Origin of the sequence: Candidatus Mycobacterium wuenschmannii, from assembly GCF_030252325.1 — a bacterium.
GTDB classification, from domain to species: domain Bacteria; phylum Actinomycetota; class Actinomycetes; order Mycobacteriales; family Mycobacteriaceae; genus Mycobacterium; species Mycobacterium wuenschmannii.
The window spans coordinates 3,806,514-3,831,187 of sequence record NZ_CP126981.1 but is presented as its reverse complement, the minus strand read 5'-3'; the positions used below and the strand labels follow the sequence as shown (position 1 = coordinate 3,831,187).

31 protein-coding genes are annotated in these 24,674 nt (G+C 65.6%); 13 read left to right on the top strand and 18 right to left on the bottom strand.

Going from position 1 to position 24,674, the window contains the following annotated elements; translation table 11 throughout:
- Window positions 1-6 precede the first annotated feature (6 nt).
- Window positions 7-1,104: an acyl-CoA synthetase family protein gene (locus tag PT015_RS18455; protein ID WP_285186367.1), complete on the top strand. Its 1,098-nt coding sequence runs from the start codon at window positions 7-9 to the stop codon at window positions 1,102-1,104.
- 22 nt (window positions 1,105-1,126) lie between these two features.
- The gene (locus PT015_RS18450; protein ID WP_285191166.1) at window positions 1,127-2,464 is read left to right on the top strand and encodes an aldehyde dehydrogenase family protein; all 1,338 of its coding nucleotides are present in this window, start codon (window positions 1,127-1,129) and stop codon (window positions 2,462-2,464) included.
- On the opposite strand, the gene PT015_RS18445 is transcribed toward PT015_RS18450, so the two are convergent.
- Complete coding sequence (locus tag PT015_RS18445) at window positions 2,461-2,715, bottom strand: type B 50S ribosomal protein L31 (RefSeq protein ID WP_285186366.1); 255 nt, start codon at window positions 2,713-2,715, stop codon at window positions 2,461-2,463. The genes PT015_RS18450 and PT015_RS18445 overlap by 4 nt on opposite strands.
- Complete coding sequence (mrf, locus tag PT015_RS18440) at window positions 2,712-3,905, bottom strand: ribosome hibernation factor-recruiting GTPase MRF (protein ID WP_285186364.1); 1,194 nt, start codon at window positions 3,903-3,905, stop codon at window positions 2,712-2,714. Before mrf ends, PT015_RS18445 begins: the two co-directional genes overlap by 4 nt.
- A 99-nt stretch (window positions 3,906-4,004) precedes the next feature.
- On the opposite strand from mrf, the gene rpmB reads away from it, so the two are divergent.
- Genes rpmB through rpsR form a run of 4 tightly spaced genes read left to right on the top strand, consistent with a single transcriptional unit; the run spans window position 4,005 to window position 4,953 of the window.
- Complete coding sequence (gene rpmB / locus PT015_RS18435; protein WP_285186363.1) at window positions 4,005-4,241, top strand: 50S ribosomal protein L28; 237 nt, start codon at window positions 4,005-4,007, stop codon at window positions 4,239-4,241.
- Window positions 4,241-4,405, top strand: a complete 165-nt coding sequence (gene rpmG, locus PT015_RS18430; RefSeq protein WP_285186362.1) for a 50S ribosomal protein L33 — start codon at window positions 4,241-4,243, stop codon at window positions 4,403-4,405. The genes rpmB and rpmG overlap by 1 nt, the downstream gene beginning before the upstream one ends.
- On the top strand, window positions 4,406-4,711 hold the full coding sequence (gene rpsN / locus PT015_RS18425) for a 30S ribosomal protein S14 (protein ID WP_285186361.1): 306 nt from the start codon (window positions 4,406-4,408) through the stop codon (window positions 4,709-4,711). It begins immediately after the preceding gene.
- Window positions 4,711-4,953 carry a 30S ribosomal protein S18 gene (gene rpsR / locus PT015_RS18420; protein WP_285186359.1) on the top strand — a complete coding sequence of 81 codons (243 nt, stop codon included), beginning with the start codon at window positions 4,711-4,713 and terminating at the stop codon, window positions 4,951-4,953. The genes rpsN and rpsR overlap by 1 nt, the downstream gene beginning before the upstream one ends.
- Here the strand turns inward: rpsR and PT015_RS18415 are convergent.
- Window positions 4,950-5,711 carry an SDR family oxidoreductase gene (locus PT015_RS18415; RefSeq protein WP_285186358.1) on the bottom strand — a complete coding sequence of 254 codons (762 nt, stop codon included), beginning with the start codon at window positions 5,709-5,711 and terminating at the stop codon, window positions 4,950-4,952. The genes rpsR and PT015_RS18415 overlap by 4 nt on opposite strands.
- Before the next feature lie 118 nt (window positions 5,712-5,829).
- Here PT015_RS18415 and PT015_RS18410 point away from each other — a divergent pair, with 118 nt between their 5' ends.
- Window positions 5,830-7,200 carry an adenylate/guanylate cyclase domain-containing protein gene (locus tag PT015_RS18410; RefSeq protein ID WP_285186357.1) on the top strand — a complete coding sequence of 457 codons (1,371 nt, stop codon included), beginning with the start codon at window positions 5,830-5,832 and terminating at the stop codon, window positions 7,198-7,200.
- Here the strand turns inward: PT015_RS18410 and PT015_RS18405 are convergent.
- Window positions 7,184-7,666: a DUF1707 domain-containing protein gene (locus tag PT015_RS18405; protein ID WP_285191165.1), complete on the bottom strand. Its 483-nt coding sequence runs from the start codon at window positions 7,664-7,666 to the stop codon at window positions 7,184-7,186. The two genes, PT015_RS18410 and PT015_RS18405, sit on opposite strands and share 17 nt — an antisense overlap.
- A gap of 97 nt (window positions 7,667-7,763) precedes the next feature.
- Between PT015_RS18405 and PT015_RS18400 the strand changes: the two genes are divergently transcribed.
- The gene (locus tag PT015_RS18400) at window positions 7,764-8,396 is read left to right on the top strand and encodes a TetR/AcrR family transcriptional regulator (protein WP_285186356.1); all 633 of its coding nucleotides are present in this window, start codon (window positions 7,764-7,766) and stop codon (window positions 8,394-8,396) included.
- A gap of 239 nt (window positions 8,397-8,635) precedes the next feature.
- On the top strand, window positions 8,636-9,154 hold the full coding sequence (locus PT015_RS18395; protein WP_285186355.1) for a class I SAM-dependent methyltransferase: 519 nt from the start codon (window positions 8,636-8,638) through the stop codon (window positions 9,152-9,154).
- On the opposite strand, the gene PT015_RS18390 is transcribed toward PT015_RS18395, so the two are convergent.
- A complete protein-coding gene (locus PT015_RS18390; protein WP_285186354.1) occupies window positions 9,155-10,045 on the bottom strand; it encodes an SDR family NAD(P)-dependent oxidoreductase in 891 nt (296 codons plus the stop codon).
- Window positions 10,046-10,187: 142 nt separating this feature from the next.
- On the opposite strand from PT015_RS18390, the gene PT015_RS18385 reads away from it, so the two are divergent.
- Window positions 10,188-10,925: a methyltransferase domain-containing protein gene (locus PT015_RS18385; RefSeq protein WP_285186353.1), complete on the top strand. Its 738-nt coding sequence runs from the start codon at window positions 10,188-10,190 to the stop codon at window positions 10,923-10,925.
- Window positions 10,926-10,928: 3 nt separating this feature from the next.
- Here PT015_RS18385 and PT015_RS18380 read toward each other — a convergent pair whose 3' ends face one another.
- The 12 genes from PT015_RS18380 to PT015_RS18325 form a co-directional block, all read right to left on the bottom strand.
- Window positions 10,929-12,053 (bottom strand): FAD-dependent oxidoreductase, encoded by a 1,125-nt coding sequence (locus PT015_RS18380; RefSeq protein ID WP_285186351.1) that lies wholly within the window; start codon window positions 12,051-12,053, stop codon window positions 10,929-10,931.
- 33 nt (window positions 12,054-12,086) lie between these two features.
- Window positions 12,087-13,313 (bottom strand): cytochrome P450, encoded by a 1,227-nt coding sequence (locus tag PT015_RS18375; RefSeq protein WP_285186350.1) that lies wholly within the window; start codon window positions 13,311-13,313, stop codon window positions 12,087-12,089.
- A 13-nt stretch (window positions 13,314-13,326) separates the two neighbouring features.
- The gene (locus tag PT015_RS18370) at window positions 13,327-13,749 is read right to left on the bottom strand and encodes a VOC family protein (RefSeq protein ID WP_285186349.1); all 423 of its coding nucleotides are present in this window, start codon (window positions 13,747-13,749) and stop codon (window positions 13,327-13,329) included.
- Complete coding sequence (locus tag PT015_RS18365) at window positions 13,742-14,791, bottom strand: NAD(P)H-dependent amine dehydrogenase family protein (protein WP_285186348.1); 1,050 nt, start codon at window positions 14,789-14,791, stop codon at window positions 13,742-13,744. Before PT015_RS18365 ends, PT015_RS18370 begins: the two co-directional genes overlap by 8 nt.
- Window positions 14,788-15,231: a hypothetical protein gene (locus PT015_RS18360; protein WP_285186347.1), complete on the bottom strand. Its 444-nt coding sequence runs from the start codon at window positions 15,229-15,231 to the stop codon at window positions 14,788-14,790. Before PT015_RS18360 ends, PT015_RS18365 begins: the two co-directional genes overlap by 4 nt.
- Window positions 15,232-15,251: 20 nt before the next feature.
- Window positions 15,252-15,917, bottom strand: a complete 666-nt coding sequence (locus tag PT015_RS18355; RefSeq protein ID WP_285186346.1) for a hypothetical protein — start codon at window positions 15,915-15,917, stop codon at window positions 15,252-15,254.
- 32 nt (window positions 15,918-15,949) lie between these two features.
- Window positions 15,950-16,078, bottom strand: coding sequence for a hypothetical protein (locus PT015_RS18350; RefSeq protein ID WP_285186345.1), 129 nt, complete (start codon window positions 16,076-16,078; stop codon window positions 15,950-15,952).
- Window positions 16,079-16,103: 25 nt separating this feature from the next.
- Complete coding sequence (locus PT015_RS18345) at window positions 16,104-16,907, bottom strand: CbbQ/NirQ/NorQ/GpvN family protein (protein ID WP_285186344.1); 804 nt, start codon at window positions 16,905-16,907, stop codon at window positions 16,104-16,106.
- Between the two features lie 22 nt (window positions 16,908-16,929).
- Complete coding sequence (locus PT015_RS18340) at window positions 16,930-18,462, bottom strand: nitric oxide reductase activation protein NorD (RefSeq protein ID WP_285186343.1); 1,533 nt, start codon at window positions 18,460-18,462, stop codon at window positions 16,930-16,932.
- 141 nt (window positions 18,463-18,603) lie between these two features.
- The gene (locus PT015_RS18335; protein ID WP_285186342.1) at window positions 18,604-19,206 is read right to left on the bottom strand and encodes a TetR/AcrR family transcriptional regulator; all 603 of its coding nucleotides are present in this window, start codon (window positions 19,204-19,206) and stop codon (window positions 18,604-18,606) included.
- A 62-nt stretch (window positions 19,207-19,268) separates the two neighbouring features.
- Window positions 19,269-19,967 (bottom strand): hypothetical protein, encoded by a 699-nt coding sequence (locus PT015_RS18330; protein WP_285186341.1) that lies wholly within the window; start codon window positions 19,965-19,967, stop codon window positions 19,269-19,271.
- 57 nt (window positions 19,968-20,024) lie between these two features.
- Entirely contained in the window at window positions 20,025-20,624 is a 600-nt protein-coding gene (locus PT015_RS18325) for a TetR family transcriptional regulator (RefSeq protein ID WP_285186340.1), read from the bottom strand.
- Between the two features lie 139 nt (window positions 20,625-20,763).
- On the opposite strand from PT015_RS18325, the gene PT015_RS18320 reads away from it, so the two are divergent.
- The 3 genes from PT015_RS18320 to PT015_RS18310 all read left to right on the top strand — a co-directional run bounded on the left by PT015_RS18320 (window position 20,764) and on the right by PT015_RS18310 (window position 23,129).
- Window positions 20,764-21,552, top strand: a complete 789-nt coding sequence (locus tag PT015_RS18320) for an SDR family NAD(P)-dependent oxidoreductase (protein WP_285186339.1) — start codon at window positions 20,764-20,766, stop codon at window positions 21,550-21,552.
- Window positions 21,553-21,568: 16 nt separating this feature from the next.
- A complete protein-coding gene (locus tag PT015_RS18315; protein WP_285186338.1) occupies window positions 21,569-22,642 on the top strand; it encodes an NAD(P)H-dependent amine dehydrogenase family protein in 1,074 nt (357 codons plus the stop codon).
- A gap of 118 nt (window positions 22,643-22,760) precedes the next feature.
- On the top strand, window positions 22,761-23,129 hold the full coding sequence (locus tag PT015_RS18310) for a hypothetical protein (protein WP_285186337.1): 369 nt from the start codon (window positions 22,761-22,763) through the stop codon (window positions 23,127-23,129).
- Here the strand turns inward: PT015_RS18310 and PT015_RS18305 are convergent.
- Window positions 23,126-24,526, bottom strand: coding sequence for an alpha/beta hydrolase domain-containing protein (locus tag PT015_RS18305; protein WP_285186336.1), 1,401 nt, complete (start codon window positions 24,524-24,526; stop codon window positions 23,126-23,128). The two genes, PT015_RS18310 and PT015_RS18305, sit on opposite strands and share 4 nt — an antisense overlap.
- Window positions 24,527-24,674 lie beyond the last annotated feature (148 nt).

The following is a 24,674-nucleotide window of genomic DNA, read 5'->3' as shown; positions in this document are numbered from 1 at the left end:
GAGGCCATGGGCGACATCGATTTTTCGCTGCTGGATGTGCCGAGGGCCACGCCGGTCGGCAACCCGGACGCATACCTGCGGGCCGCGATCGCGTGGCACTTCGGTGAACAAACCGGTAGCGCGTTCTGGCTCAGGGCGGCGCGGACGCTGGACTTCGACCCTCTCATCGACATTCAGACGTTTGCCGACCTGCGCCGGTTCCCCAACCTGCTCGGCGAGTTGCGCACCGAGGCCGTCGAGGACCTGATTCCGCGTGGTTACGGGTCCCCGCCGCCGGTGCCGCAGATCTTCGAGTCCGGCGGCACCACCGGAGCGCCCAAAAGAACCGTGCAGCTGCCGGATTGGGTCGCCCAGATAGTGCAGTGGCAGACCGAGGATTTCGCTACCGGCGGCTTCATGCAGGGGCACGGCTTCCTTTGCATGATGCCGAGCGGCCCACACGGCGTCGGCTTCTTCTCGCGCCTGGTGTCCGAGCGGCTCGGATCGGCCTTTCACGCCATCGATCTCGATCCGCGATGGGTGAAGAAACTCGTCGCCCGCAACGCCGCCGCCGAAATGGGCGGCTACGTCGACCACCTGGTCGAGCAGGCCGTTCACGTGCTGCAGACCCAACGCATCGCGAACCTGCACACCACCCCGCCGCTGCTCGAGGCGATGGCCAGGCACGACCACGTCGTCAACCTGCTCAACGAGAAGGTGCGCTTCATGTTGCTCAGCGGCGCCCACGTCGACATCGACACCCTGGACCTGCTCGGCGGCATCTTCCCGGATACGACGATCACCATGGCGTTCGGCAGCACGATGATTCTCTCCCAGGCGATCACCCATCGGGTCGATGGGGACGGCCCGTTCGTCTTCCACCCCCGCAGCCCCTACGCGACGTTCTGGGTGGTGGACCCCGACAGCGGCGACGAGGTCGCGTATGGCGAGCGCGGTCAGGTGATCATGAACCACGTCAGCAAGGGCATGTTCCTGCCGAACAACCTCGAGCGTGACAGCGCAATCCGGCTACCGGGGCTCGACGGCCAGGTGGGCGATTCGCTCAGCGAGGTGAGTCCCGTCGCCGCCTTCGAGGGCGAGCCGGTGATCGAGGGTGTCTACTGAGATGGCCAGCGAGGCAACAGATCTGATCACTATCGATGCGCTCGGCCCGGACGGTGCGTATCGCACCCGCAACCGTCAGACTATCGCGGCCTTCGACGGCGGCACCCTCGCCGAGCTGTGTCTCGCTCCGCCGCTGTACGTCGCGCGCGCGATCAGCGCGCAGCGCCGCGTGCGTCCCCTGCCCGCCCACGATCGGGAAGCGGCGTTGACGAAGGCGGCCGACGCGTTCACCGGCGGCGTGATCGCCGGACTGGACTTCGACGCTTACACCGTTGCGGCCAGCCGTATTTCGGGTGTTCCGCTCACGGTCACACGCGCGGGAGCGCGGGGTGTCGCCGACGGGGTCGCCTCGGCATTCTCGGCGATCCAGCCGGCCCGGCCGACGGGTGCGGTGCTCGACTGGCGCGACGCGCGTGGCGGCGGCGCGGTTTGGGCCCGGCGCGGTGACGTGTTCGCGGTGCTCGCCTCCGGCAACGGCCCGGGGGTGCACGGGTTGTGGCCGCAGGCGCTGGCACTGGGCTACCGGGTCGCGGTCCGCCCGTCGCGCCGCGAGCCGTTGACCGCGCACCGGCTGATTCAGGCGTTGCGGCAGGCCGGATTTCGTCCGCACGACGCCGTATATCTGCCCACCGACCACCGCGGCGCCGACGAGTTGGTCCGGTGCGCGGATCTCGCGATGGTCTACGGCGGCCAGGACGTCGTCGACAAGTACGCCGGTGATCCAACGGTGTTCGTCAACGGACCCGGCCGGGCGAAGATCCTGATCACTGCCGATCACGACTGGCGCGACTATCTCGACGTCGTCGTCGACTCGATCGCCGATCTCGGCGGGGTGGCCTGCGTCAACGCCACCGCGGTCCTCGTCGAGGGCGATCCCCGGCCGCTGGCCGAGGCGATCGCGGAACGTCTGGCCGGCATCGACAACGCCGACCTCCCCACCCAAAAGCTCGACGCCGCAACGGCTGTGGCGAACCACCTCGCCACCGTCGCGGCCGGGACCACACCGCTACTCGGTGCCGACCAGGTCGTCGCGCCACTCGGCGACGGCTATGCCGCCCTGCGCCCGGCGGTCCATCTGTTGGACAAACCCGATGCCGCAAAGCTCAACGTCGAGTTGCCGTTTCCCTGCGTCTGGGTCGCGCCGTGGTCGCGGTCCGACGGCCTTGCGCCGCTAAGGCATTCGCTGGTGATCAGCGCGATCACGGGTGACGAAGATCTTGTCGACGATCTACTCGCCGACCCGACGATCGCCAACGTCTACGGCGGTCAGCACCCGACGCACCACACGGCGCCCGCGATTCCGCACGACGGATTCCTAGCCGACTTCCTGATGCGCAACAAGGGTTTCATCCGCGACTAGCGGCGGCCGTAGCGCTGGTAGAACTTCTCCACCCGGCCTTCGGTGTCCAGCGTCCGCTTGGTTCCGGTCCAGAACGGGTGCGAGTCGCTGGACACCTCGACCACCACCAGCGGATAGGTCTCGACACCGTTCGGCGTCTCCCAGTCGACGGTGCGCGAACTCGTCATCGTCGAGCGGGTGAGGAATTTCGCGCCGGTGTTGGCGTCCTGGAACACCACGGGCCGGTAGTCGGGGTGGATGCCGGGTTTCATTCTGCTTCTCCGTTGCGGTGTGAGGTGAATTCGCCTGCCATGTCGGGGGTTTCGTAGCAGGGGTCCTGATGCCAGTCGCCGAACGGGTCGTCGTAGCCGCTCCAGGAGTCCGGGCGGGCCAACTCGTCGTCGGTGAGCAGGGCGGCGTCGAGCGCCTCGGCGATGACGAGCGGGTCGGCGCCGCAGGCCAGGATCGTCATCGAGGTGTGCCGATCGCCGAACCGGTGTTCCCACATCAGGTCGGCGAACGCGCGGCGATCCGGGTCGACGTAGGCGACCTCCGAAGAAGTCATGGCCGCCAGCCACTTTCCGGCCGAGGCGACGCGCAGCCCACCGCCGGCGGACTCCAGCCACATCACCTGGTCGCCGCGGTTGGCCAGCCAGAGCCGGCCTTTCGCTCGGACCACGCCGTCGAGCAGCGTGTCGACCGCTGCGTGCAGTCGTTCGGGATGGAACGGCCGTCGCGCGCCGAACTCGAGGATCCTGATCGCACCGTCGGCGCCCAGCGGCGGCAGACCCGCCAGCAGCGGGGCGTGCGGATGATCGCTACGCCCGCGCCGCGACTCGTCGTCCACGTGGGCAAGCGACATCTCGATGCGGTCGACACCCACGGTGATCCGGGCGCGCGGCGCCAACCGGCGCAGGACCGCGAGTGTCGACGGGTCCGCATGGTTGAGCACCAGCACGTCGGCGAACTCGGCCTGGCAGACGACAACCTGGGCCACCGTGCGACCGTCGGACAGTTCATCCTCACCCAGTGCTTGCCCCAGCCAGTCGACGGCGTCCACGCACGTGACGACGCCGACGATCACGACGTCGCGGGCGGCCACGCCGTCGAAGTAGCCAGGGCCGACCCGGACCCGGGCGTGGTTGATCGCCCAGCAGATCGGTTCGGGCTCCAACCACGGAGCCAGGTGGACGACGATCCGCTCGACACCCGCGTGCCGGTGCAGCTTGCGCAGCAGGACCAGCAGGTCGTCGCGAATCGTGCAGGCCAGGCAGCCGTGCGCCAACTCCAGCGCCTCCTCGGCGACCACCAGGTCACCGTCGCGCAACCGGACGACCGTCCGTCGCACCACCTGGCCGTCGAAACGATGCTCGACGACCACCGTTCCCGGTCGCCGCAGCAATTCGCCTGCCGCCGCGTCGGTTCCGTCCTGACCGGCGACGAGGACCACAGGTGTCCGCATCCCACTCCTTTTTGAAAACGATTTTCAATAACTCACTCGACACGCTACAGTCCGAGACCGACCTTGTCGAAAACGATTTTCATTAAGGGGGACGCCCGCATGTCCGCTCGCTGCCAAGTCACCGGACGCTCGGTGAGTTTCGGCAATGCCGTGTCGCACTCACACCGGCGCACCCGGCGACGCTGGACACCGAACATCCAGACCAAGACCTACTACCTGCCCTCACAGAACCGCCGAATCACGTTGCGCGTCAGCACCAAAGGCATCAAGGTCATCGACCGCGACGGTATCGAGGCGGTTATCGCACGCCTGCGCCGCGAAGGGCAGCGAATCTGATGGCGCGCAACGAAATTCGCCCAATCGTCAAGCTGCGCTCGACCGCGGGCACCGGCTACACCTACGTCACCCGCAAAAACCGGCGCAACGACCCGGACCGGCTCGTGCTGAAGAAGTACGACCCGGTGGTCCGGCGGCACGTCGACTTCCGAGAGGAGCGCTGAATGGCCAAGAAATCCAAGGTCGTCAAGAACGACCGGCGCCGCGAAATCGTCGCCCGGTACGCCGAGCGGCGCGCCGAGTTGAAGCGCATCATCCGCGCGCCCGGCAGCAGCGTCGAGCAGCGGCTGGCCGCGCAGAGCGAGTTGGGCCGCCAGCCCCGCGACGCCAGCCCGGTGCGGCTACGCAACCGCGATGCCGTCGACGGCCGCCCGCGCGGGCATCTGCGCAAGTTCGGGCTGTCGAGAGTTCGGGTGCGCGACATGGCCCATCAGGGACAACTGCCCGGTGTCCGTAAGTCGAGTTGGTGATGGCCGGCAAGTCGAAGCGCGGTCGCCGCACCCCGCAGCAGGACCCCAAGTCCGCCAAGAAGAATTTGCTGAAGACGCTCGGGCTGACGACCGTCGACTACAAGGACACCACCCGGCTGCGGATGTTCATCTCCGACCGCGGCAAGATCCGGTCCCGCCGGGTCACCGGGTTGACAGTGCAGCAGCAGCGTCAGATCGCCAAGGCGATCAAGAACGCCCGCGAGATGGCACTGCTGCCCTAGTCGACCTCGCCCATCATCTTCTCGTTGAAGACGGAGTAGATCTCGTCGTAGGCGCCGTCGCGTTCGGCGAACCGAAACCCCTTGGCTCGCTCGACGATAACTTCGTCGGCGTCGGGCTTTGTCTTGAGCAACGTCATGACCTCGGAGATGAACTCGTCGAGCGGCAGCGCCCGTGGGTCGAATCCGCGGGCGCCCTGCAGCGCCGTCTGCACCCGGGGCGGGACGATCTCGATGACCTGAACGTCGCTGTCGCGCAACTGAAATCGCAACGACTGGGTGTAGGAGTGCATCGCGGCCTTGCTGGCGCAGTAGGCCGGCGTCAACGCGCTGGGCATGAATGCCAGCCCGGAGGTGACGTTGAGAATCGCCGCCCGCGGCTTACCGAGCAGCGAGTGCAGCAGCGCCGCGGTCAGCCTGATGGGTCCGAGAAGGTTGACGTTGATGGTCTGCTCGGCGCGGCCGGGGCCGCCGGTGGTGAGGTTCTCGACCCGCTGGATACCGGCGCTGTTGATCAGGACGTTGACGCCCGAGAAGTTGTCCTTCAGCTCGATCGCGAATCGCCGAATGTCGGCGGGGTCGCCTTGATCCAGCGACAGATACTCGATGCCCGGGTTGGCATCGGCGACCTCTTTCAGCTTGTCGAGGCGACGGCCCGCGATGACGACGTTGTTGCCCAGCCGGTGAAAAGCCTCGGCCAGGCCCCGGCCGATCCCGGTGCCCCCACCGGTGACCAGAACGGTGTTACCCGTCAACTGCATGGCGCTGTTCCTCTCGTCGCGTTCTGATACCTGCATCCTTGCGGTCGCGCACCCGTGATGCGACAACAACGCCGAAGACGCCGGAAACGTGTCGGTTTCGGTGTTCTAGCCTGTAACCGTGGCGCAGTTTCCGCGCACCCGCTATGCCAGTAGCAGCGAGGTCGACATCGCTTACCAAACGCTGGGCGATGGGCCGAACGACGTGCTGGTGCTGCCCGGGCCGTCCATCCCCATCGACACGATCGACGCCGAGCCGTCGATGTACCGCTTTCACCGACGGCTCGCGTCGTTCAGCCGGGTCATCCGGCTCGACCAACGCGGCGTCGGGATGTCGTCGCGCGTGTCCCAGGACGTCATCGGGCCCAAGCACTGGGCGAAGGACGCGATCTCGGTGATGGACGCGGTCGGCAGCGAGCGAGCCACGATCATTGCGCCCGGGTTCGGCTCGATGACCGGACTCGTCCTCGCGGCCGAGTACCCGGACCGGGTCAGCAACCTGATCATCGTCAACGGCGCGGCCCGCACGCTGCGCGCCGACGACTATCCGATGGGGTTCGAGATCGTCGAGGAAGATCCCTATACGACGGTGGCGATGGAACCGGACGCCCTAGACCAGGGTTTCGACATGCTCGGTTTCATCGCGCCCAGCATGGTCGCCGACGACGCGTTCCGCGGCTGGTGGGACATGGCCGGAAACCGGGCCGCGTCACCGAGCATGGCCCGCGCGATCATCCTGACCGTGCGGCATTCCGATGTGCGCGACACCCTCGAGCGGATCACCGTTCCGACGCTGGTCATGCATCGCGAGGACTCGGAGTTCTGCCCCGTCGACAACGGTCGCTACATCGCCGAGCGTATTTCCGGCGCGCGTCTGGTTGAGTTGCCCGGAGCCGACGCGCTGTACTGGGTCGGCGACACCGCGCCGATGCTCGACGAGATCGAGGAATTCGTCACCGGCGTGCGCGGCAGCTTCGGTGCCGATCGGGTGCTGACCACGATCATGTTCACCGACATCGTCGGCTCGACCGAACGGGCCGCGTTGCTCGGCGACGGCCGGTGGCGCAACCTGCTGGACAATCACGACACGATGGTGCGCCACGAACTCGAGCGTTTCGGCGGCTTCGAGGTGAACACCGCCGGTGACGGATTCGTCGCGTCCTTCCCCAGCCCGAGCGCCGCCATCGCCTGCGCCGACTCCCTGATCGACGCGGTTCGGGTGCTGGGCATCGAGATCCGGGTGGGCATTCACGCGGGTGAGGTCGAGGTCCGCGGCGACGACGTGGCCGGGATGGCGGTGCACATCGGCGCCCGCGTGGGCGCGCTCGCGGGGGCCAGCGAAGTACTGGTCTCGTCGACGGTCCGCGACATCGTCACCGGCTCCCGGCACCGATTCGCCGACCGCGGCGAACACGCGCTCAAGGGTGTCCCGGGCCTGTGGCGGGTGTGCGCGCTGGAACGGGCGCGCGCAATCGTCAACCAGTCGCGGTAGGACCCGTTCCGCGCAGGTAGCGGTGCACCGGCACGGCGTGCGAGACGACCCCGATGCCCATGCCGAGGATGGGCCAGACCGGCCAGAAGTACCAGGCGCCGGCAGTGAGCGCGACCGCCAGCCAGATGCCGATCATCAGCAGCGACGCCGCCACGAATGCGACCAGGTGCAGGTGCACACCGCGACGGGCCGCCGCGCGCTTGGCCGCGCGGCGCGCAGGATCGTTACGCGCGATCCTTCCGACGGGAAGGTCGCCGAGCACCTGATTCAGCGCCCCGGTGGTCGTCGCTTCGACGGCCTGATTGAGGCGGGTCTCGTAGTCCGGGAGCGGGAGATACCCCTGGGCGAAGGCCTGACCGAGGCGGGCGATGACCTTCTCCCGCTCGCGGTCGCCGACCCGGACGCTCGGATCTGCAGTAGCCGGAAGATACGGCCGTGGCGTTGACACTGCGGTGAAGCAGTCCATCGTCTCCTCCATCCATCTTTTTGACACTGTCAAACTCATAAGCAACACCATGTCAGAGCTGTTTGACACTGTCAAGAGAATTGGCGAGACTCAGGGCATGTCACCCGCCCCCCGGCCGCAGGTACGCGACGCCCTGCTCACCGCCGCGCGCGAGGAACTCGCGGAGCACGGCCGTGCGGCGATCAGCCTGCGGGCCGTTGCACGACGCGCCGGTCTGTCGCACGCTTCGCCCAAGTACCACTTCGGCGACCGCTCCGGGTTGCTCACCGCGATTGCCGCGGAGGGATTTCATGCGCTCGCGCTGAGCCTGTCCGGGGTGAGGGAGCCGGACGCGCGCCGCCAGCTCGCCGCGCTCGGACGCGCCTACATCGACTTCGGCCTGGCGCATCCGGCCCTCTTCGAGCTGATGTTCGCACCGCGCGAGCTGCACACCGACGATCCGGAACTCGTTGCGGCGCAACAGCGGGCCATCGGCGCCCTCACCATCGCGGTGAGCGAGCTGATCGGGATCGACCCGGCGACCCCGGACAGTCCGCCCAGCCTCGCCCTCATCGCCTGGGCGCTCGTACACGGGCTCGTTGTGCTGACCCGTGACGGCGCACTCCAGTCCGCCTCGGCGCCCACGCCCACCGATGCCGCCGAACTCGCCCACGGTCTCGCCGAGCAGTTCGCTGCGATGGCCGGCGACAACCTCGCACTCTCACAGTTAGGTCACACGTCGCGCGGCTAGGCTCGAAGATATGCCGCCGCGCCTGAATCTGCACACTAATCGCCAGCGCGCCAACTCATTTGGTGGTGCCGCACAGAGCTACGACGCGTACCGTCCCCGCTACCCGGACCGCTTGATCGACGACGTGCTGGCACCGGACGCGCACCGCGTGCTCGAGGGCGGTGCCGGAACCGGGATCGCGTCGATGCAGCTGATCGAACGCGGCGCCGACCTACTGGGCGGTCGAACCCGACGCCCGGATGGCCGCCGTCGCGCAGACGAAAGGCATCCCCGTCGAACTCTCGACGTTCGAAGAGTGGGATCCCGCAGGCCGCCGGTTCGACCGGGTGGTGTTCGCCGCGTCGTTCCACTGGGTGGACCCGACGATCGCGCTACCCAAGATTCGCGAGATCCTGGACGTGGGCGGCAAGTTGGCGCTGATCTGGAATCGGCTGCGGCCCACCAAGCCCACCCGGGCCGACTTCGAAGAGATCTACGCCGACTACATGGATACCGAAACACGAAGCGGCGACGGCAGTCCCGCTGAGGTCATGGACATGATCGCGGCGGCGGGATTCACCGTGACCCAGCGCGAGTACCCGCACGATCTGCATTACTCCGCGCAGCAGTGGGTCGACATCGCGTTCACGTTCTCCAACCAGCTGCTCGTCGCCGAGGACAGAGCACCCGAGTTGCGGGCGCGGCTGATCGAACGCATCGGCCCGGCGGGCGTGTCGGTGGGCGGCGACGCGGTTGGCATCTTCGCAACACCGAGCTAGCTAGACGGGAAGTGTTGTCCCGGTCTCGTTTTCACCGAATTCGAATACCTTGCCGGCGACCTCGTAGTCACAAGCCAGCGCTGACCGGCCGACCAGCACCGGGCCGCCCTTGAGTCCGAGGCGCCCGTCGATACCCACATAGCTGCCCGGCGGGATCGGTTCGCTGATGCAGTACAGCGTCGGCGCTGCGCCCGCTTCGATGTCGTTACCGAACCGGTCCGCCAGCGCCGCGACCACACTGTGAAATCCCGCCATCAGTCGCTTGTCGGAGACGTTCGACAAGTTCGACGACACCCAACCCGGATGCGTCAGTTGGGCGACCACCGGCGAACCCGCGGCCCGCAGGCGCCGGTCGAGTTCGAGTCCCCACAACATCACCGCGAGCTTCGAGCGCGCATACGCCGGGTACGCCGCCCACTTGTGCGCGCGCAGGTGCATGTCGTCCAGCAGCAGTTTCGCCGATTTATGGGCGTCGGATCCGACATTGATGATCTGCGAGCGCACCCGGCCCAGCATCAGATTGGTCAGCGCGAAGGGGCCCAAATAGTTTGTGCCGATGGTCATTTCGAAGCCGTCGACGGTGTCGGTGCGATTCTGGACGACGGCTCCCGCGTTGTTGACCAGGATGTCGACGTCGCCCTCGAACTGGTCGGGGAAGGCTCGCACCGACGCGAGATCGGCGAGGTCCAGCTTCGCGACCTCGGTGGAGCCACCGATCTCCGCGGCGCGTTGCGCACCCAATTCGGTGTTGCGGACGGCCAGGATTACGTGGGCGCCCGCCCGGGCCAGCAGCCGCGTGGTGCCGAGACCGACCCCGTTGGTCGCACCGGTCACGATGATCCGCTTGCCGGAGAGGTTGCCGAGTCGGCTCGGCGACCAAGATGTAGTCACCTTTCGACACTAACCCCTGCGACCTCGGCGGGTGGAAGCGATCGGCGGCTGGGCGTAGGCTGCGGGCGGCGGTGCGGCCGCGGGATCGCGATTCTCAACGCGTAAACGCCTGTGAAACATGACCTTTCGTCAAAGGAACATCATGACTGACGTGGATACGACACTGCCGCCCGCATTGAGCAGGGCGCTGGAATTGCTCGCCGACCCGCCCGCGGACCCGGACGCCAACGCCGGCTACCTCGACCTGCTGGGTGCCGCTGACGACCAGGTGGCGAAGAACGACGGCGCCATCCAGGCCGCCTGGGCGTCGCCGATCGGGTCATTCCTCTACGACAATGCCCAGGCGCTGACCCGGCGCTTCATCGCGGCCACGCAACTCCCGATCGACTGGCTGGACATCCCGGAGGGCGGCGTCGCCCTGGACGTCGGCGCCGGACCCGGAAACGTCACCACCTCGCTGGCGTATGCCGCCGGGCCCGACGGGCTGGCGCTGGGTATCGACATCTCCGAGCCGATGCTGGCCCGCGCGGTACGCGCCGCAGCCGGTCCGCAGGTTGGTTTCCTGCGGGCCGATGCCCAGCGGCTTCCCTTCCGCGACAACGTCTTCGACGCGGCGATCTCGCTCGCCGTGCTGCAGCTGATCCCCGATCCCGCGGCCGCGCTGGCCGAGATCGCCCGCGTGCTGAAGCCCGGCGGACGGCTGGCGGTCATGGTTCCGACGCTGCGCCCGCCGGTGGACCTGTGGCGGGCGCTGCCCACCGGCGGTGCGCACATCTTCGAGGAGGACGAGGCCGGTGACATCCTCGAGCAGCACGGCTTCAGCAGCGTGCGGGTGAAGACCGCCGGAACGTTCCAGTGGGTGCGCGGCAAGCGCGGCTGACCGTCAGGGCAGCGGCGGGTTTTCGCGCACGCCGCCGTACATGCCGCGCCGCACGATCAGCGGCATGACCAGGCGTTCGACCGGCCAGGACGGCAGCCGGAAGGCCTGGCCGGTGGGCAGGAAGACCTCCAAGCCGTCGGGCTGGATGCCCAGGATCGAGCCCCAGCGCTTGCCCGGCGCGCGGTAGGTCCCGGTCTTTCCGCCGCTCAGTTCGGCGCGGACATTGCGGGCGACCAACGCGTCGCCGCGGTTGCGGGCCGAACTTCTCAGCGGGTCGGTGGCCGCGACGTCACCGGCCGCAAACACGTCGGCATGACCGGGCGCCCGCAACTCGGGGGTGACCCGGACGAACCCGCGCTCGTCGAGCAGTTCGCGGGGCAGCCAGTCGGTGTTGGGCTTCACCCGGCCGATCGCCCAGAGCACGGCGTCGGCGGAAGCCGCCGGCTGCCCGGTGCTCCAGTCGACACCGCCGCTGGTGATCTCGTCGCCGGCGAAGCCGTTGACCAGTGCGGCGCGATGCCCGGGGTGCAGGCCGACACCGCGATCGGTCAGGCGGCGCTGAATCCGTTGCCAGATCTTCGGGTGGTAGTCGGTCAGCGCCCGATCGCTCGGGTAGTAGAGATCAATTCGCTTGTCCGGCCACGTCGTTGCGAGATTCACGGCGGCAGTCACCGCTGCCGCGCCGCCACCGACGACGATGACCGACTCCGCCTTGGCGAGCCGGTCGTGGTCGGCGTGCAGGTCGGCGCCGACGTCGTCGGCGGATTGCAGGGTCGGCCGGCGCCAGAAGCCGTTGCTCACCCCGGTCGAGATGACCAACGCGTCGTAACCCTCGGTGAACGGTGTGCCGTCGTCGCCGTGGCCGGACACGGTCCGCCCAGTCAGATCCACTCCGGCCAGCGTGCCCTGAATGATCCGCACCGGGTCGAGTCGGCGGAACCGGTCGAACGGGATCCAGTAGTCCCGCGCCCAATCCCGCGGCCGGGCCAGCCGCACGCCGAGTTCCTGGCCACTGACCAGTCCGGGCTTGACCGAGACCCCGACGACGTCGAAATCCTTGGCCAGCCGGATCGCGGCGAGGATGCCGACATCGCCCAGCCCCGCGACGACGACGCGTTTGCGGCCCATGTCGAAAAACTGTAACAGGTTCTAGTTAGGGCTTCAGTCGAACTCGATAGGCAGGCTCGTCGGCCCACTCATGCCGAGCAACGGCTTCCACGGGGGCGATCCGATACGCCGCGGATTCGGCAGACGGCGAGCGAGGATCGCCAGCGCTTCGGCGAGTTCTCGCCGCGCCAGGTTTGCGCCCAGGCAGTAATGAACGCCGCCACCGAACGTCAAGATCGGCGGCGGGTCTTCGCGGCCGATGTCGAAGCGTGCCGGATCGTCGTAGACGGCTCCGTCGCGATTAGCCGCATAGGTGTTCACCAAGATGAAAGTGCCTGCGGGAAACATGTAATCGCCGACCGCGACGTCTTCGGTGACACTTCGCACGGTGCTGCACATCGACGGAGAATGCCGCATGCTTTCCTCGACCGCGCGCATTGCCAGTTCGGGTCGCTCGCGCAGCAGCAATAGTTGATCGGGGTGATCGCACAACACCTGCATGGACGCCGCCAGTTGACTGCGGGTGGTGTCCGTTCCGGCCACCAGGATGCTGAACGCCAACATGCGCAACTCGCCGGCATTCAAGCGGTCACCCGCGTCTTCGATGCCGATCAGCTCCGACAAGAGGTCTTCGGTCAGGTGCCGACGTCGATGCGCGACCATGTCGTCGATGTAGTCATCGAATTCACCCCAGGCCTTCAGCACGACCGGTTCCTCGGCCGCGAGGTCGCAGTCGAAGCTTACGATCTTGAAGATGTCTTCGGCCCACCGGGCGAACTGTTGCCAGTCCGCACGCGGTGCGCCTAGCAGCGCGCAGATAACCGGAATCGGATAAGGACGGGCGATGTCCGCAACGAATTCGCAACGGCCCGAGTCGGCGACGGCATCGACGAGTTCGTTGACTATCGCGTGGATCGTGTCGTCCATCCGCGCCGTCGCCCGGGGCGTGAATGCCTTGGACACCAGGCCGCGCAGACGGCGGTGCTCGTCGCCCTCCATATTGAGGATGCTGTGGGTGACTCTGTCCCACAACGGTCCCGACGTGATTCCGTGAGCAGAGAGATGTATGCCCGGAGGAATGACGAACCGTGGATCGCGTAATACGGTTCGGGCCAATTCGTACGAAAGCACCTCGGGACCAATCGGTCCCAGCGCGATCGGCGCCACTTCCTGCGCTGCTCGAAACTGTGGATAGATCTGCTGAGGCGTATCGGTGAGTTCGTAGCTCAGCGTGGGCAGTCCGGCGTCGAAGACGCTCGGCGCAGCCATGTCGACGGTCACAACGCCTCCTTCCTCACGGGATGTTGGTCGCCAGCAGCGTCAGCGGAAGACCGAGCACCGACTGGTCGACTTCGGCGAGATGGGAACCATCACCGGAAAAGCTCTGCCGGAAACGGGTTTTCGCCCCGTACCTGTCGGTGACGGCTTCGGCGGCGGACGCATTCGGTATGCGCAATACCACGGTGTACACGCCGTCACCGTTACGCTGCACGAAATCGTCGACCGATGCCGCCACCTCGGCGGTGGCACCCGGTATCGCGCTGATCAGTTCGAGACCGCCGTCCCAGTCCAGGTAGATGTGCAGCCCGAGTTCAGCAAGTTCGGTGTTTTCGAACGTGAAGCCGAGTTCGGTGAACATCTGCGCCACCGTCGCTTGGCGGTCTGGCGCGACAGCGAAGACGACGTGATGAAGTTGCGTCTCTCGTTGTTCAGACATGAGTGACTCCACGCGGAAGCAGCAGCGGCAGATCGTTGTACGTCGCGATGCCTGGCGGGGCGGCGACAACGGCGGGTATCGCGGTGATGGCCGGGACGGCCGTGATCGTCAGACCGAGCAGGATGTATTCCTCGATCGTCTCCGCGACGAAGTCCGCCGGCGGTTCGAACGACAGCGTCGTCTTGATCGTCGGCCGGCCTTCGACGGTGATGTTGTATCCGAAGCCCATCGACCAGGTTGGCTCGAGCGACTGTCCCTTGGTCCACACACCCCGCACCTCGACGACGTCACGCTCACCTACGTAGCCCTTCCAGCTCACATCTATTCCGGCAACGCACCCCTTGGCGATCATCCACTCCCCGGGCAGGTGAACGTCTTCGGTGGCTTCGGCATACTCAGCTGTGCAACGAATTTCGTCGAGCTCGACCCCGAGTGCGTCGGCGACGATCAGAACCGCCTCGCGGAAGATGCCCGACCCGTCCTCTGTTACCGCGCGCAGATTCGGATCGTCGATCGGGTATCCGAACCCCATGATCTTCTCGGTCTCCGGCGAGTTGTAGATCGTGGTATCGAACGATTCGACGATGCACACCCGGTCGATGCGATCCGACAATCCGGCGGATACGATCGCGAAGAGTTCGATGAAACCGGGGTTGAGCCCGCTCCCGAAGATCGTCGAGCCACCGCTTTCGCACGCCTCGACGATGCGTTGGCGTCCTTCGCCGAGCCGGTGGCCGGTGATGAACTCCGACGTAGTGACCACGTTGATCCCCGCTCCGAGAATGCGGACCAGGTCGTCGACGTTGGCGAACATCTGGTTGTAGACAACGCAATCGGGCTCGAGTGCGATCAGGGCTTCGATGTCGTTGGTGGCCAGGATGCCGAGTGGTGCGATGCCGCACAGCTCTCCGACGTCGTGCCCGACCTTGCCCGGCGACCACGCATAGCAGCCGACGAGTTCGAGTAGCGAATTCTCGACGATGGCGTGCACCGACTTCGTACCGATATTTCCGGTCGTCCATTGGACCACCCGGTAGGTCACGGACTCGGCGCCGAATGTTGTTGTGCCGCTTGTCGGGCGACCCGTGCTTCATGGATCCGGACCAATTCGCGGAACTTCAGCCGATGATATTTCGGGACCGGCTGGATGCCCCACTGGTCTCGGGCAGTGTCCTTGCCTTCGGCGCCCTCCGGCGGACCCAGCATGGGATAGGGAACCTTGCACTCGAGCGTGTCGTCCGAGTAGCGCACCTTCAGCAATTCACTGCAGATCTGGGTCAGGCTCAGCGTGGGGTAGCCGTAGTAGACCGCCATGAAGGGCAGTGTGAACGCACCCTCGATGACGAGGGCGACGAGGCAGACCAGGACGGCCCGCTTGATGTAGAGGTGCATCCTCGCGTAATACGGCGTGGTGCCCGGCGGTAGGTCCTCGGCGGCGTCCTTGTCATCGGTGGATGCCGGCGCGGGTGATGGTGAAGTCACGGCGATGCTCCTAAATATGTTCAGTCGGTGAAGATTTCGCGGTTGACCGTGTGCAGATACGGGATCGCCAGAAATGGCGTGATGTAGAAGATGTCGTAGAGCCACCAGCCGACGACCGGGAAGACCACGCCCGCGTAGCGCACGTCGGCGAACATCGTCATGTTGAACACGTAGGCGCACCAGATCACCACGCCCATCCAGCAGGTGATCACCATCCACTGGTGACCCCATCGTTTCATTTGCAGGAAACCGATGGCGGCCGCGCAACGCATCGCGAAAACCGTCAGGATCAGCCCCGCGACATACGCTTTCTCGCCGGGGCCGGCCGCGCCGCCGACCCACAGTTCGTTGTAGTGCCAGAAGTAACCGGCGTCGAACATGTTGCCCCAGCCGACCATCAGCACCCGGTTGATCAGCGTGTGGTTGGCGACGAGGTCCAATGCCCACCCGAGGCTGTTCAGCGCTCCGTCGATCAGCACTAGATAGCCGATCAAGGTGACGATCATCGGCCGCACCGACAGACCGGCCCGTAAAGCCTGTCGCTGCAACCAGACTCCGCGCATGAAGACGGGAAAGCCGATCAGTCCAGGTGCCCACATTCCCATCAGCGCGGCTCCGACGATCATCCACTTGTCAGCTCGGCGCTGCGCGAGACGAGACTGGTCGTGGTGCTCGTCGAGGCTCATTGAGCCGCCGGCTCGAATTGCCGACGGAGCACTCACAATTCCCACCAGCCGCGCGCGAAGGACATGTAGAGCTGGATTCCGAACATCGTCAACAGATAGCCGTAGATGACGATCTGCAGGATGATGAGCGCCTTCTTACGCTGTCGTTCCTTCTGATCCACGGTTGTGACTCCTTTCCCGTTTCTACTAGCGAGCAGTGCCTGGTGTGTCGGAGGAGGCGAGACATGCGATGGCAACCTCACGCAGGCCATCGCTGATAGCGCCGTCGGCCGACAACGGCGCGAGGATGCAGGCTTCGGCAGCCTCGAATTCACCTGCACCGGCTGCGATTAGCTGAGCCGCGGTGACCAATACCCGAGTGGACGGCGGCTCGAAGTGGAACGCGTGGTCGGCGGTCCTAATGGCGGTGGCACAGGCGACGAGTCGTCGCGCGGCCGGCAGTTCGATCTCGCTCTCGGCGACAATCACCTCCGCCTCGCGTTCGGCGGGCAGATACCGCATCGGCAACGTCACGAACCTCTGCCGGAAGGAGGGCTTGAGTTCTTTCAGTGAGCTGCGGTAGGCGGGGTTATAGGAGCAGACGAGCATGAAATCGTCTGGCGCTATGACTTCTTCGTCTGCGCGGTCGAGGTAGAGCGCACGTCGGTGGTCGGTAAGCGAGTGCAGGATCGCCAGCGAGTCGTGGCGGGCTTCGACGACCTCGTCGAGATAGCAGATCGCGCCCGCTTTCACCGCGCGGGTCAGCGGACCATCGGTCCACACCACGTCACCGCCGGTCACCATGAATCGGCCTACCAGGTCCGAACTGGTCAGATCGTCGTGGCAGCTGATGGTGACCACGGGCCGGCTCAGCAGCAGGCCCATGTGCTCGACCAGCCGTGTCTTGCCGCAGCCGGTCGGCCCGGTCAGCATCACCGGCAGCCGCCGGCGATAGGCCTGCTCGAACAGCTGGACTTCGTTGCCGTTCGAGTAATAGGTGTCGATGGTCATGTGTTCCTCGGCATGTCGTCGGTCATGCGGCTACCAGCTCGCGATGGACGTGGGCCAGCACCTGTGGAAGTTCTTCGATCCGTCGAATGCGTTGAGAACGTGCGGGTCCGAAGACCTCGGGGAGCGGGTCGACTTGGGCCGGCCCCACCCCCAGGTAGTAGATCGAGACGCCGGCGTCGTGCGCTTCCTCGACCGCATGGGCGACGTCGGCCCAGGCGTAGCGCCCCTCGTAGCCCTCGTCCGAGATCATGCCGTCGCCGATCACGATGAGCAGCCGGCGCTCGGAGGGCTGGCTGAGGAGCCGACTTGTCAAGTGGCGCAACGGTGCACCGAGTCGGGTGTAGCCGCCGGTAGTCAGGCCCAGTTGTCCCGGTGGCACGAAGCGCCGGTCCGTGAAGTCTTTGAGGCAACTGACCTCGACGCGGTGTCGTGTGTTGCCGGTGAAGACGAAGATTCCGTGCCGCTCCCGCGCCAGAGTCATCGCTTGTGACAATGCGTCGGCGCAGGCCAGTTCGAGCTTGAAGATCTGCCCGCCGTGCACGCCCAATGACGAACTGCCGTCGAGCAATAATGCCGTGGTGACATCGCGGCACGCAGGTAGTAACTCACGAAAGATGCGCGGTTGAATCGCTTCGCCGGCCGCGAGGTCGATGTAGTGCCGCACATACTGCTCGACATCCACGTCGGAACCGTCCTCCAGGCGGCTTTTCATCGCCCGGTGGGTGTGCTCTTCAAACCACTTCCGCAGCTCCGCCGATGCCGGCTCCGGCGAACGCGCGGGTGTGGCGCGCGGCCGTTCGAGAACGGCGACGTGGTCCCGCATGAAACTCTTTGTCCAGGAGTTCCATTCGGGATAGGGAATTCCTGGCCGGTGCTCCGGCGTGATGTCGAGGTCGTTGTCCTGCGGCCTGCTCGGCGGTGGCAGGTTCGGGTTGCGCACGCCGCCGTCGCCGCCGACCGGAACGGAGTAGGGACGCGGGAGCCGCTTCTGCGTTGACGTCCAGGGCATTCTGCCAAAGCTGCGCCGTAGCTTGTCCGCGACACCCTGAGGCGCCGTGTAGGCCAGCGGCAGCCGTCCCAACAACGGATGAATACTCAGCGGCTCGGACGTGCGTGACATCGACACGGCGCGCTCGACCATCTCCGCCGCATCGGTGTCAGCGGGCAGCGCCGGTAGGTCCGGTACCAACCGGTGCACTTCGTCAAGCAGTCCGGGCCAATTGGACGCGACCCATCCCAGGGCGACGCTCGCCTCGACGAGGGTCGCGGCACGCAGTTCGCGCGCCGACATATCGTTCAGCCGAAATGTGACCAGCCTTTCTTTTGACGGTGAACATTGCAGTGCAACACCGCATGTCAGAGTTCTGCGCGTCCATCCGGATTCAGGCGACGGGTATGGGACGTGCACGTAGCCGAATGCGGGACTCACGCCGAATGTTCGATGCTCCCCGGTCACCAGGCGCGCGCCTACTCGACGCTGCCCGCTCAGCGCGACGGCCGTCACGGCGCAACTACGTTCCAGCGCCATGGCATGCGTGTCGGCGAGCTCGATCATCGACCGTCAGAACGTGCCGAGGTTCGAGAACAACCAGTACCAGAACCAGATGACCAATCCTGTTCCGCCCCAGGCCGCGACGTAGCGCAGGATCTCCCAGACCCAATCCATCTCAGACCTCCTAGGTAGTCGGTTGTTGCGTCATCGGATCTCCAGACCACGCACGGCGGTGGCGATCAGCTTCGTGAGCATGGTTTCGCGCCGCACGGGGTCGTCGGTCGTGGTGAGGACGCCGTAGATGCCGAGCAGAAAGAACGTCGCGCTGTAGAAGGCGTCCACCTCCGGATGCGCTCTGCCAACACCGCGCGCCCGCTCAATCGCGTCGACGAGCAGGACGATCACGGGGTGCTCGCTCCAGTCGTCGTTGGTGGGCCTTGTCGGCGAGAAGTGCAGCGCCAGAAGCTCTTTGAAAAGTTGCGGACCGAAGAGCTGCTCGAGGTCAGCTACGAGGCGAACGACTTCGGCCAGAGCGGCCGGAAGGCCGGGCGCGCCTGCGAGATATGCGCCGAATTCCGCGGCGATGCGCGCTTCTTCGCGGGATTCCAGGTCGAGGAGGACATGCTCCTTGCTAGGGAAGTGGAAGAAGAACGTTCCGTGCGCGACGCCCGCGGCCGCAACGATCGCGTTGACGTCGGCGCCCGCCATTCCCGAGCGTGTGAACTCGGCAATCGCCGCGCCGAGTATGCGTTCCCGGGTTTGTCGCCGACGCACTTCGCGTGCCGTCACCTTGAGCTGTGGCGCCATGATTCTGCATTTGTAGTCCGATTACTGACCAGAGTCAATGATTTAGGTCAATAAAGACCTGACTAATCCGTGAAGATCTCGCGGTTGACCGAGTGCAGGTATGGAATTGCGAGGAAGGGCGTGATGTAGAAGATGTCGTAGAGCCACCAGCCGACGACCGGCAGGATGACCCCGGCGAAGCGCACATCGGCGAACATCGTCATGTTGAACACGTACACGCACCAAATCAGCACGCCCATCCAGCACGTGATCACCATCCACTGGTGACCCCACCGCTTCATCTGCAGGAAGCCGATGGCAGCCGCGATGCGCATGGTGAAAACCGTGAGGATCAGCCCCACTTCCAGAGCCTTCTCACCCGGGCCGGCCGCACCACCGACCCACAGCTCGTTGTAGTGCCAGAAATAGCCGGCGTCGAACATTGCACCCCAGCCGTTCAACAGGATTCGGGCCAGGATGGTGTGGTTGGCGACCAAGTCGAGCGCCCACCCCACCGTGTTGATCGCGGCATCGATGATGACAAGGTAGCCGAGCAGAGTCACCAACATCGGGCGGACCGACAGGCCTTCGCGCTGCGCTTTTCGCAGCAACCACACCCCTCGGAGAAATAGCGGAAGTCCGAAGATGCCAAGGGCTGCCGTGCCGATCAGGATGCTCCCCGAAATGAGCCACTTGTCGGCCTGCCGCTGCGCGACGCGCGATTGCTCGAAATGTTCGTCGAGCCGGCTGCCTGTCGCGGTCAATACGGGCGAGTTCACCATGCCTCCTACCGATCGGCTGGCCCGATCCTGCCGTAGGAACTGACTCGCGTCAATCAGTCAGCGTTTCTCGAGGCCCCGCATCGCGCTCGCCACATAGTCGTCGAGCATCGCGCTCTGAGTGGGCCAGTCGTGTGTGGTGGTCAAGAGTGCGTACAGACCCAGCAAGAAGAAGACGGCGCTGTTGACCGGAACGACTTCTGGCGCAACATGACCGAGTCGCTGCGCCCTCTCGATCTCCTGAGCCACTCGGACGATGACCGGGTGTTCCTTGCTTTCATCGGCGGGGCGGGTCTGCGAGAAGTGCAGAGCGAGAAAGTCTTTGAAGAGGCTTGCACCGAGCCGGCGTTCGAGCCCCAAGACGAGACGAACCGCCTCCTTGAGAATGGCGGACAAGTCGTGTGATGCGTCAGGATAGCGGTCGAGCTGCTTGGCGATGCGCTCCTCCTCGCGGCGTTCCAATTCCAGCAGCACGTGCTCCTTGGTCGGGAAATGAAAGAAGAAGGTGCCGTGGGCGACACCGGCAGCCGCGACGATCGCCCCGACGTCGGCATCGGCCATGCCCGCTCGTTTGAACTCGGCGATCGCGGCTCCCATCAGGCGCTCACGCGTCTGTAGGCGCTTGGCCTCGCGGGCCGACGGCTTTTCCACCGTTGCCATGTCCCTGTCCTCTGATCTACTCACCCACTCCGTTTGCAGAATAACCGCCCCGCCGGCAAGCGGCGCTCATTCGTTCCATTGACTAAAGTCAGTTTTATTTGTTAGATCGGCATCAGACGGTGCCGACGAGAGGACTGGCATGGCGCTTGAGCAGTTCGACCTCAACGGGCAGGTCGCGATCGTCACAGGCGCCGGAAAAGGTGTCGGACAAGGGATTTCGCGGGTTTTGGCGGAGGCGGGTGCGACGGTCGTCGGTACGGCGCGCACGGAGTCCGACATCCGCGCAACGATCGCCGGCATCGAAGGTGCGGGTGGAAAAGGTCTCGCCGTCGTGGCGGACGCCATGAGCCGTACCGACAGCGAACGCGTGGTGTCGACTGCCATGGACAGCTTCGGGCGCATCGACATCTTGATCAACAATGTCGGCGGTTCTACATACGCCCGATTCCTCGACATCACCGACGAAGACTTCCGACACACGTTCGACTGGTGTGTCACGTCGGCATTCATCATGAGCCAGCTCGTCGCTCGGCACATGATCGAGGCCGGCCACGGCAACATCGTCAATATCTCCTCCGGCTCAGCCCGTTTCGGCATCCGCGCGCTCACCGCGTACTGCGTCGCGAAGGGCGGCCTGGAAGCGCTCACCCGCGCGATGGCGCAGGAGCTCGCGCCCAAGATCCGCGTCAACGCGATAGCTCTGGGGTCGTTCGCCACCGACGGGCTGCAGGGCAGTCTCGACCTGATGCCCGGATCGCGGGAGAAGATGCAGGAGGCGACTCCGTTGCATCGACTGGGCGATGTCGCCGACCTCGGGCGACTCTGCGTCTACCTGTCCACCCGCGACTGCTACGCGACCAATGCGATCTTCCATGTGGATGGCGGCATCGATTCCAACAACTCGCCGCTACCGATCCCCGACTACTGATCAAGGGCGACCGCAGATGCGCAGAGTTGTGCAATTTTCCACCGGCAACGTCGGGGTCCATTCATTGCCGGCGATCATTGGGCGACCGGATCTCGAGTTAGTCGGTGTGCACGCCGCCAGCCCAGAGAAGATCGGGCGGGACGCCGCCGAACTGTGCAGCCTGAGCGAACCGACCGGCGTCATCGCCACCGACAACATCGACGCGCTGATAGCCCTGAAGCCGGACTGCGTGGTGTACACCGCGCAGGGCGAGACGCGGCCGATGGAAGTCATCGAGCAGATGACGAAATTCCTTTCGGCAGGCATCAACATCGTGGCGACGTCGATGGTGTGGCTGGTGACTCCGCGCCAGGCCGACGACTGGCTGCGGGTCCCACTGGAAGAAGCCTGCAAGACCGGAAAGGCTTCGCTGTACGTCAACGGCATCGATCCCGGCTACTCCGGCGACACCGAGGTTCATACCGCGCTGAGCCTGGTCACTCGCGCCCGCACGATCACCGTGCAGGAAATCTTCGACTATGCCAACTACGACGATTACGAATTCACTGGCAAACAAATGGGATTCGGTACCAGCTCCGAGGACGACACCCCGATGCTGTTCCTACCGGGAGTCCTCACCACGATGTGGGGTGGTGCCGTTCGCAATCTCGCCGAGCAGTTGGGCGTACGGCTCGACGAGGTTCGGCAACGGATCGAACCCTGGTACACCGAAACCCGCATCGAATGCACCATGGCGACAATCGAGCCGGGCGGTATGGCCGCCGTGAAGTTCGCGGTCGAAGGTGTTCGCGACGGAGTGCCGGTGATCACCATGGAACACATCACCCGGCTCACCGCCGCGGCGGCGCCGGATTGGCTTTATCCGCCCGACGGTCTCCCCGGCGTCCACCGCGTCGTGGTCGACGGGGATCCGCGGGTGGAGTTGAACACCCACGTATCGCATCCGAAGCTCGACGTCACCGAGGCCGGATGCCTGGCTACCGCCGCCCGGGTGGTCAATGCGATCGACTGGGTCTGCCGCGCTCCACACGGTTTGATCGCTGTAGAGGACATCCCGGCGGCAGAGACCATTCGTGGTCTGATGTGGTGACACGACCTGCTCCCGAGGGCGGTCCGACCTCAACCGACGCCACGATTCGAATTTCCGCCGCGGCAATGGGCGTGAAGCCACCGATATTCGACCGCCGCTGGCTACACTTCGGCGTGTGATGAGCCCGGCGACCCCATGGGGGAACGACCGTGGGCATCTCATGCGGGTACAGGCGCACGTCGCCGGCCGTCGGCAGGCGCGCCGATTGAGCCGCCGCTTCGCTCGCGTCGGCGTCAGCACGTCTCCCGATCGGCTCCGGCACATGCTGGCGGGCTCGCCCGTCGCCTGCGCCGAGGTCGCCGACTTCAATTTCGCCTTGATCGCGACGCAGTACAAGCGCGACCAGTTCAAGGCGCGGGTTCGGCGGGCGAAGCGCCGCGGCGCGCGTTCACTTCTTTTCGTGGGCATGGTCCTGGTCACGCTGAACTTCTTGTTCTGCATGGCCTGGGCGCTGTTCAACCTGGCGCTCGCGGCCCCGCCGCTCTAGTCCGGATACGTCGCGGCGGCGATCTCGAGGATCTCGGTGCGATCTGCCGACAGCAGGAAGCCGGCCTCGATCGTTGCGTCGAGCGATGCGGTGAAACGTTCCAGATAGTCCGCCCGTCCGCCCGGATACAGCCGCCGCACGGTTGCGGCGTCGAACGGCTCGCCGGAGCCGAAGATCGGCGACATCGCCGTCTGATCGCCACCCACACCGGAGGTCAGCGCGATCGGCACGTCCGCCCACGGCGTCCTGATGCCACCCCGCACGAGCCCGTGTTCGCCGAGCACGGGTTGGTCGCCGTCCAGTTCGATCTGCGCGGCGTGCGGCGCCTGCTGCCCCGTCCGCACCCAGTCGTTCAACCGGGACAGGGCGGCCTGCAGGACGTAGTGGTGCTGCGGCGCGAAGTTGATGCAGTGGTCCAGTTCGGCGCCCATCAGCATGTTGGTCGGTGCATAGGCCGCGACGATGTCGGCCAGCGGCGCGGTCCCGGTGTCGATCGGCGCGACCTGGATCGTGTAGTTGTCGGCGTGTGCGGTCCCGGCGATCTCCCACACCCGAAGTTGCTGATAGTCAGACTGTCTCGCGCTGTGGTAGCCCTGATGACGGGCACCGAACAGATCGGTCTCGGTGATGATCGTGAGCAGCGGCACCGTCAGGTCCGGGCGGAACGCAATGCCCGGCGACGAGGTGCTTTCCAGCACCTCGAACACCGAGTCGCCGTTCAGCGGCGCCGCGGGTCCGAACCGCGAATGCACCAGGAAACCGTCGTAGACGCCGCCGGCGGGTTCGACGGCATTGACGTAGGTCGTCAAGAACATCGCCGACTGCGATTCACCGATCGCGATGACGTGCTCGGCGCGCAGACCGCGCAGAATCTCCGGCTTCCTGGCCAGCTGACCGGCTTGAGCGAAGATGTCGTACGCGTACGCGTCGCCGGGGTGCTCTAGCGACGAATAGCGGTGTGGATTCTGGCTTTTCAACGACATGTCCATGCCCGTGAGGGTTTCACCGCCGTCGACGCCTACGCGCTGCGCCGACACAGCGACGTATGCATAACCGCTACGCAGCATTTCGCGATGGGCCATCATCCACACGGCCGGTGCGTCGATGCCGCCGCTGACGTTGAGCCATTCGACGAGCACCGTCCCGTTGAACCGGCTCGCATCCTTCGGCGTCAGTGTCACGATCCGCGTGGTGTAGCTCGCAGCGGCCGCAGGCTCCGCGCTCCACCGTCCATCCGGCCCGAGTTCGCCGGCCGCCTGATAGGACGACGCCGTTCCCGAAACGAAGAATTCCTCTGCGACATATCCCACATCGCCGATCTCGAAGGCCCCCAACAGGAGTGCGGGCTTGCCCGACACCGGCGTATAGGTCACGACATCATCGGCGCTGGTTGCCATGGCCGAATCATAGGACTCAGCACTTGCTCGGCACGGCTCCATCGACGCCGACGGCCGCCTGAACACCTCGTTAACTGCGTTGCGGCAGCCCCTCTACCGGGAATAACTTTCCTCGCGTCGTGGTCGTTCCAGATCGCGATCACAAGGA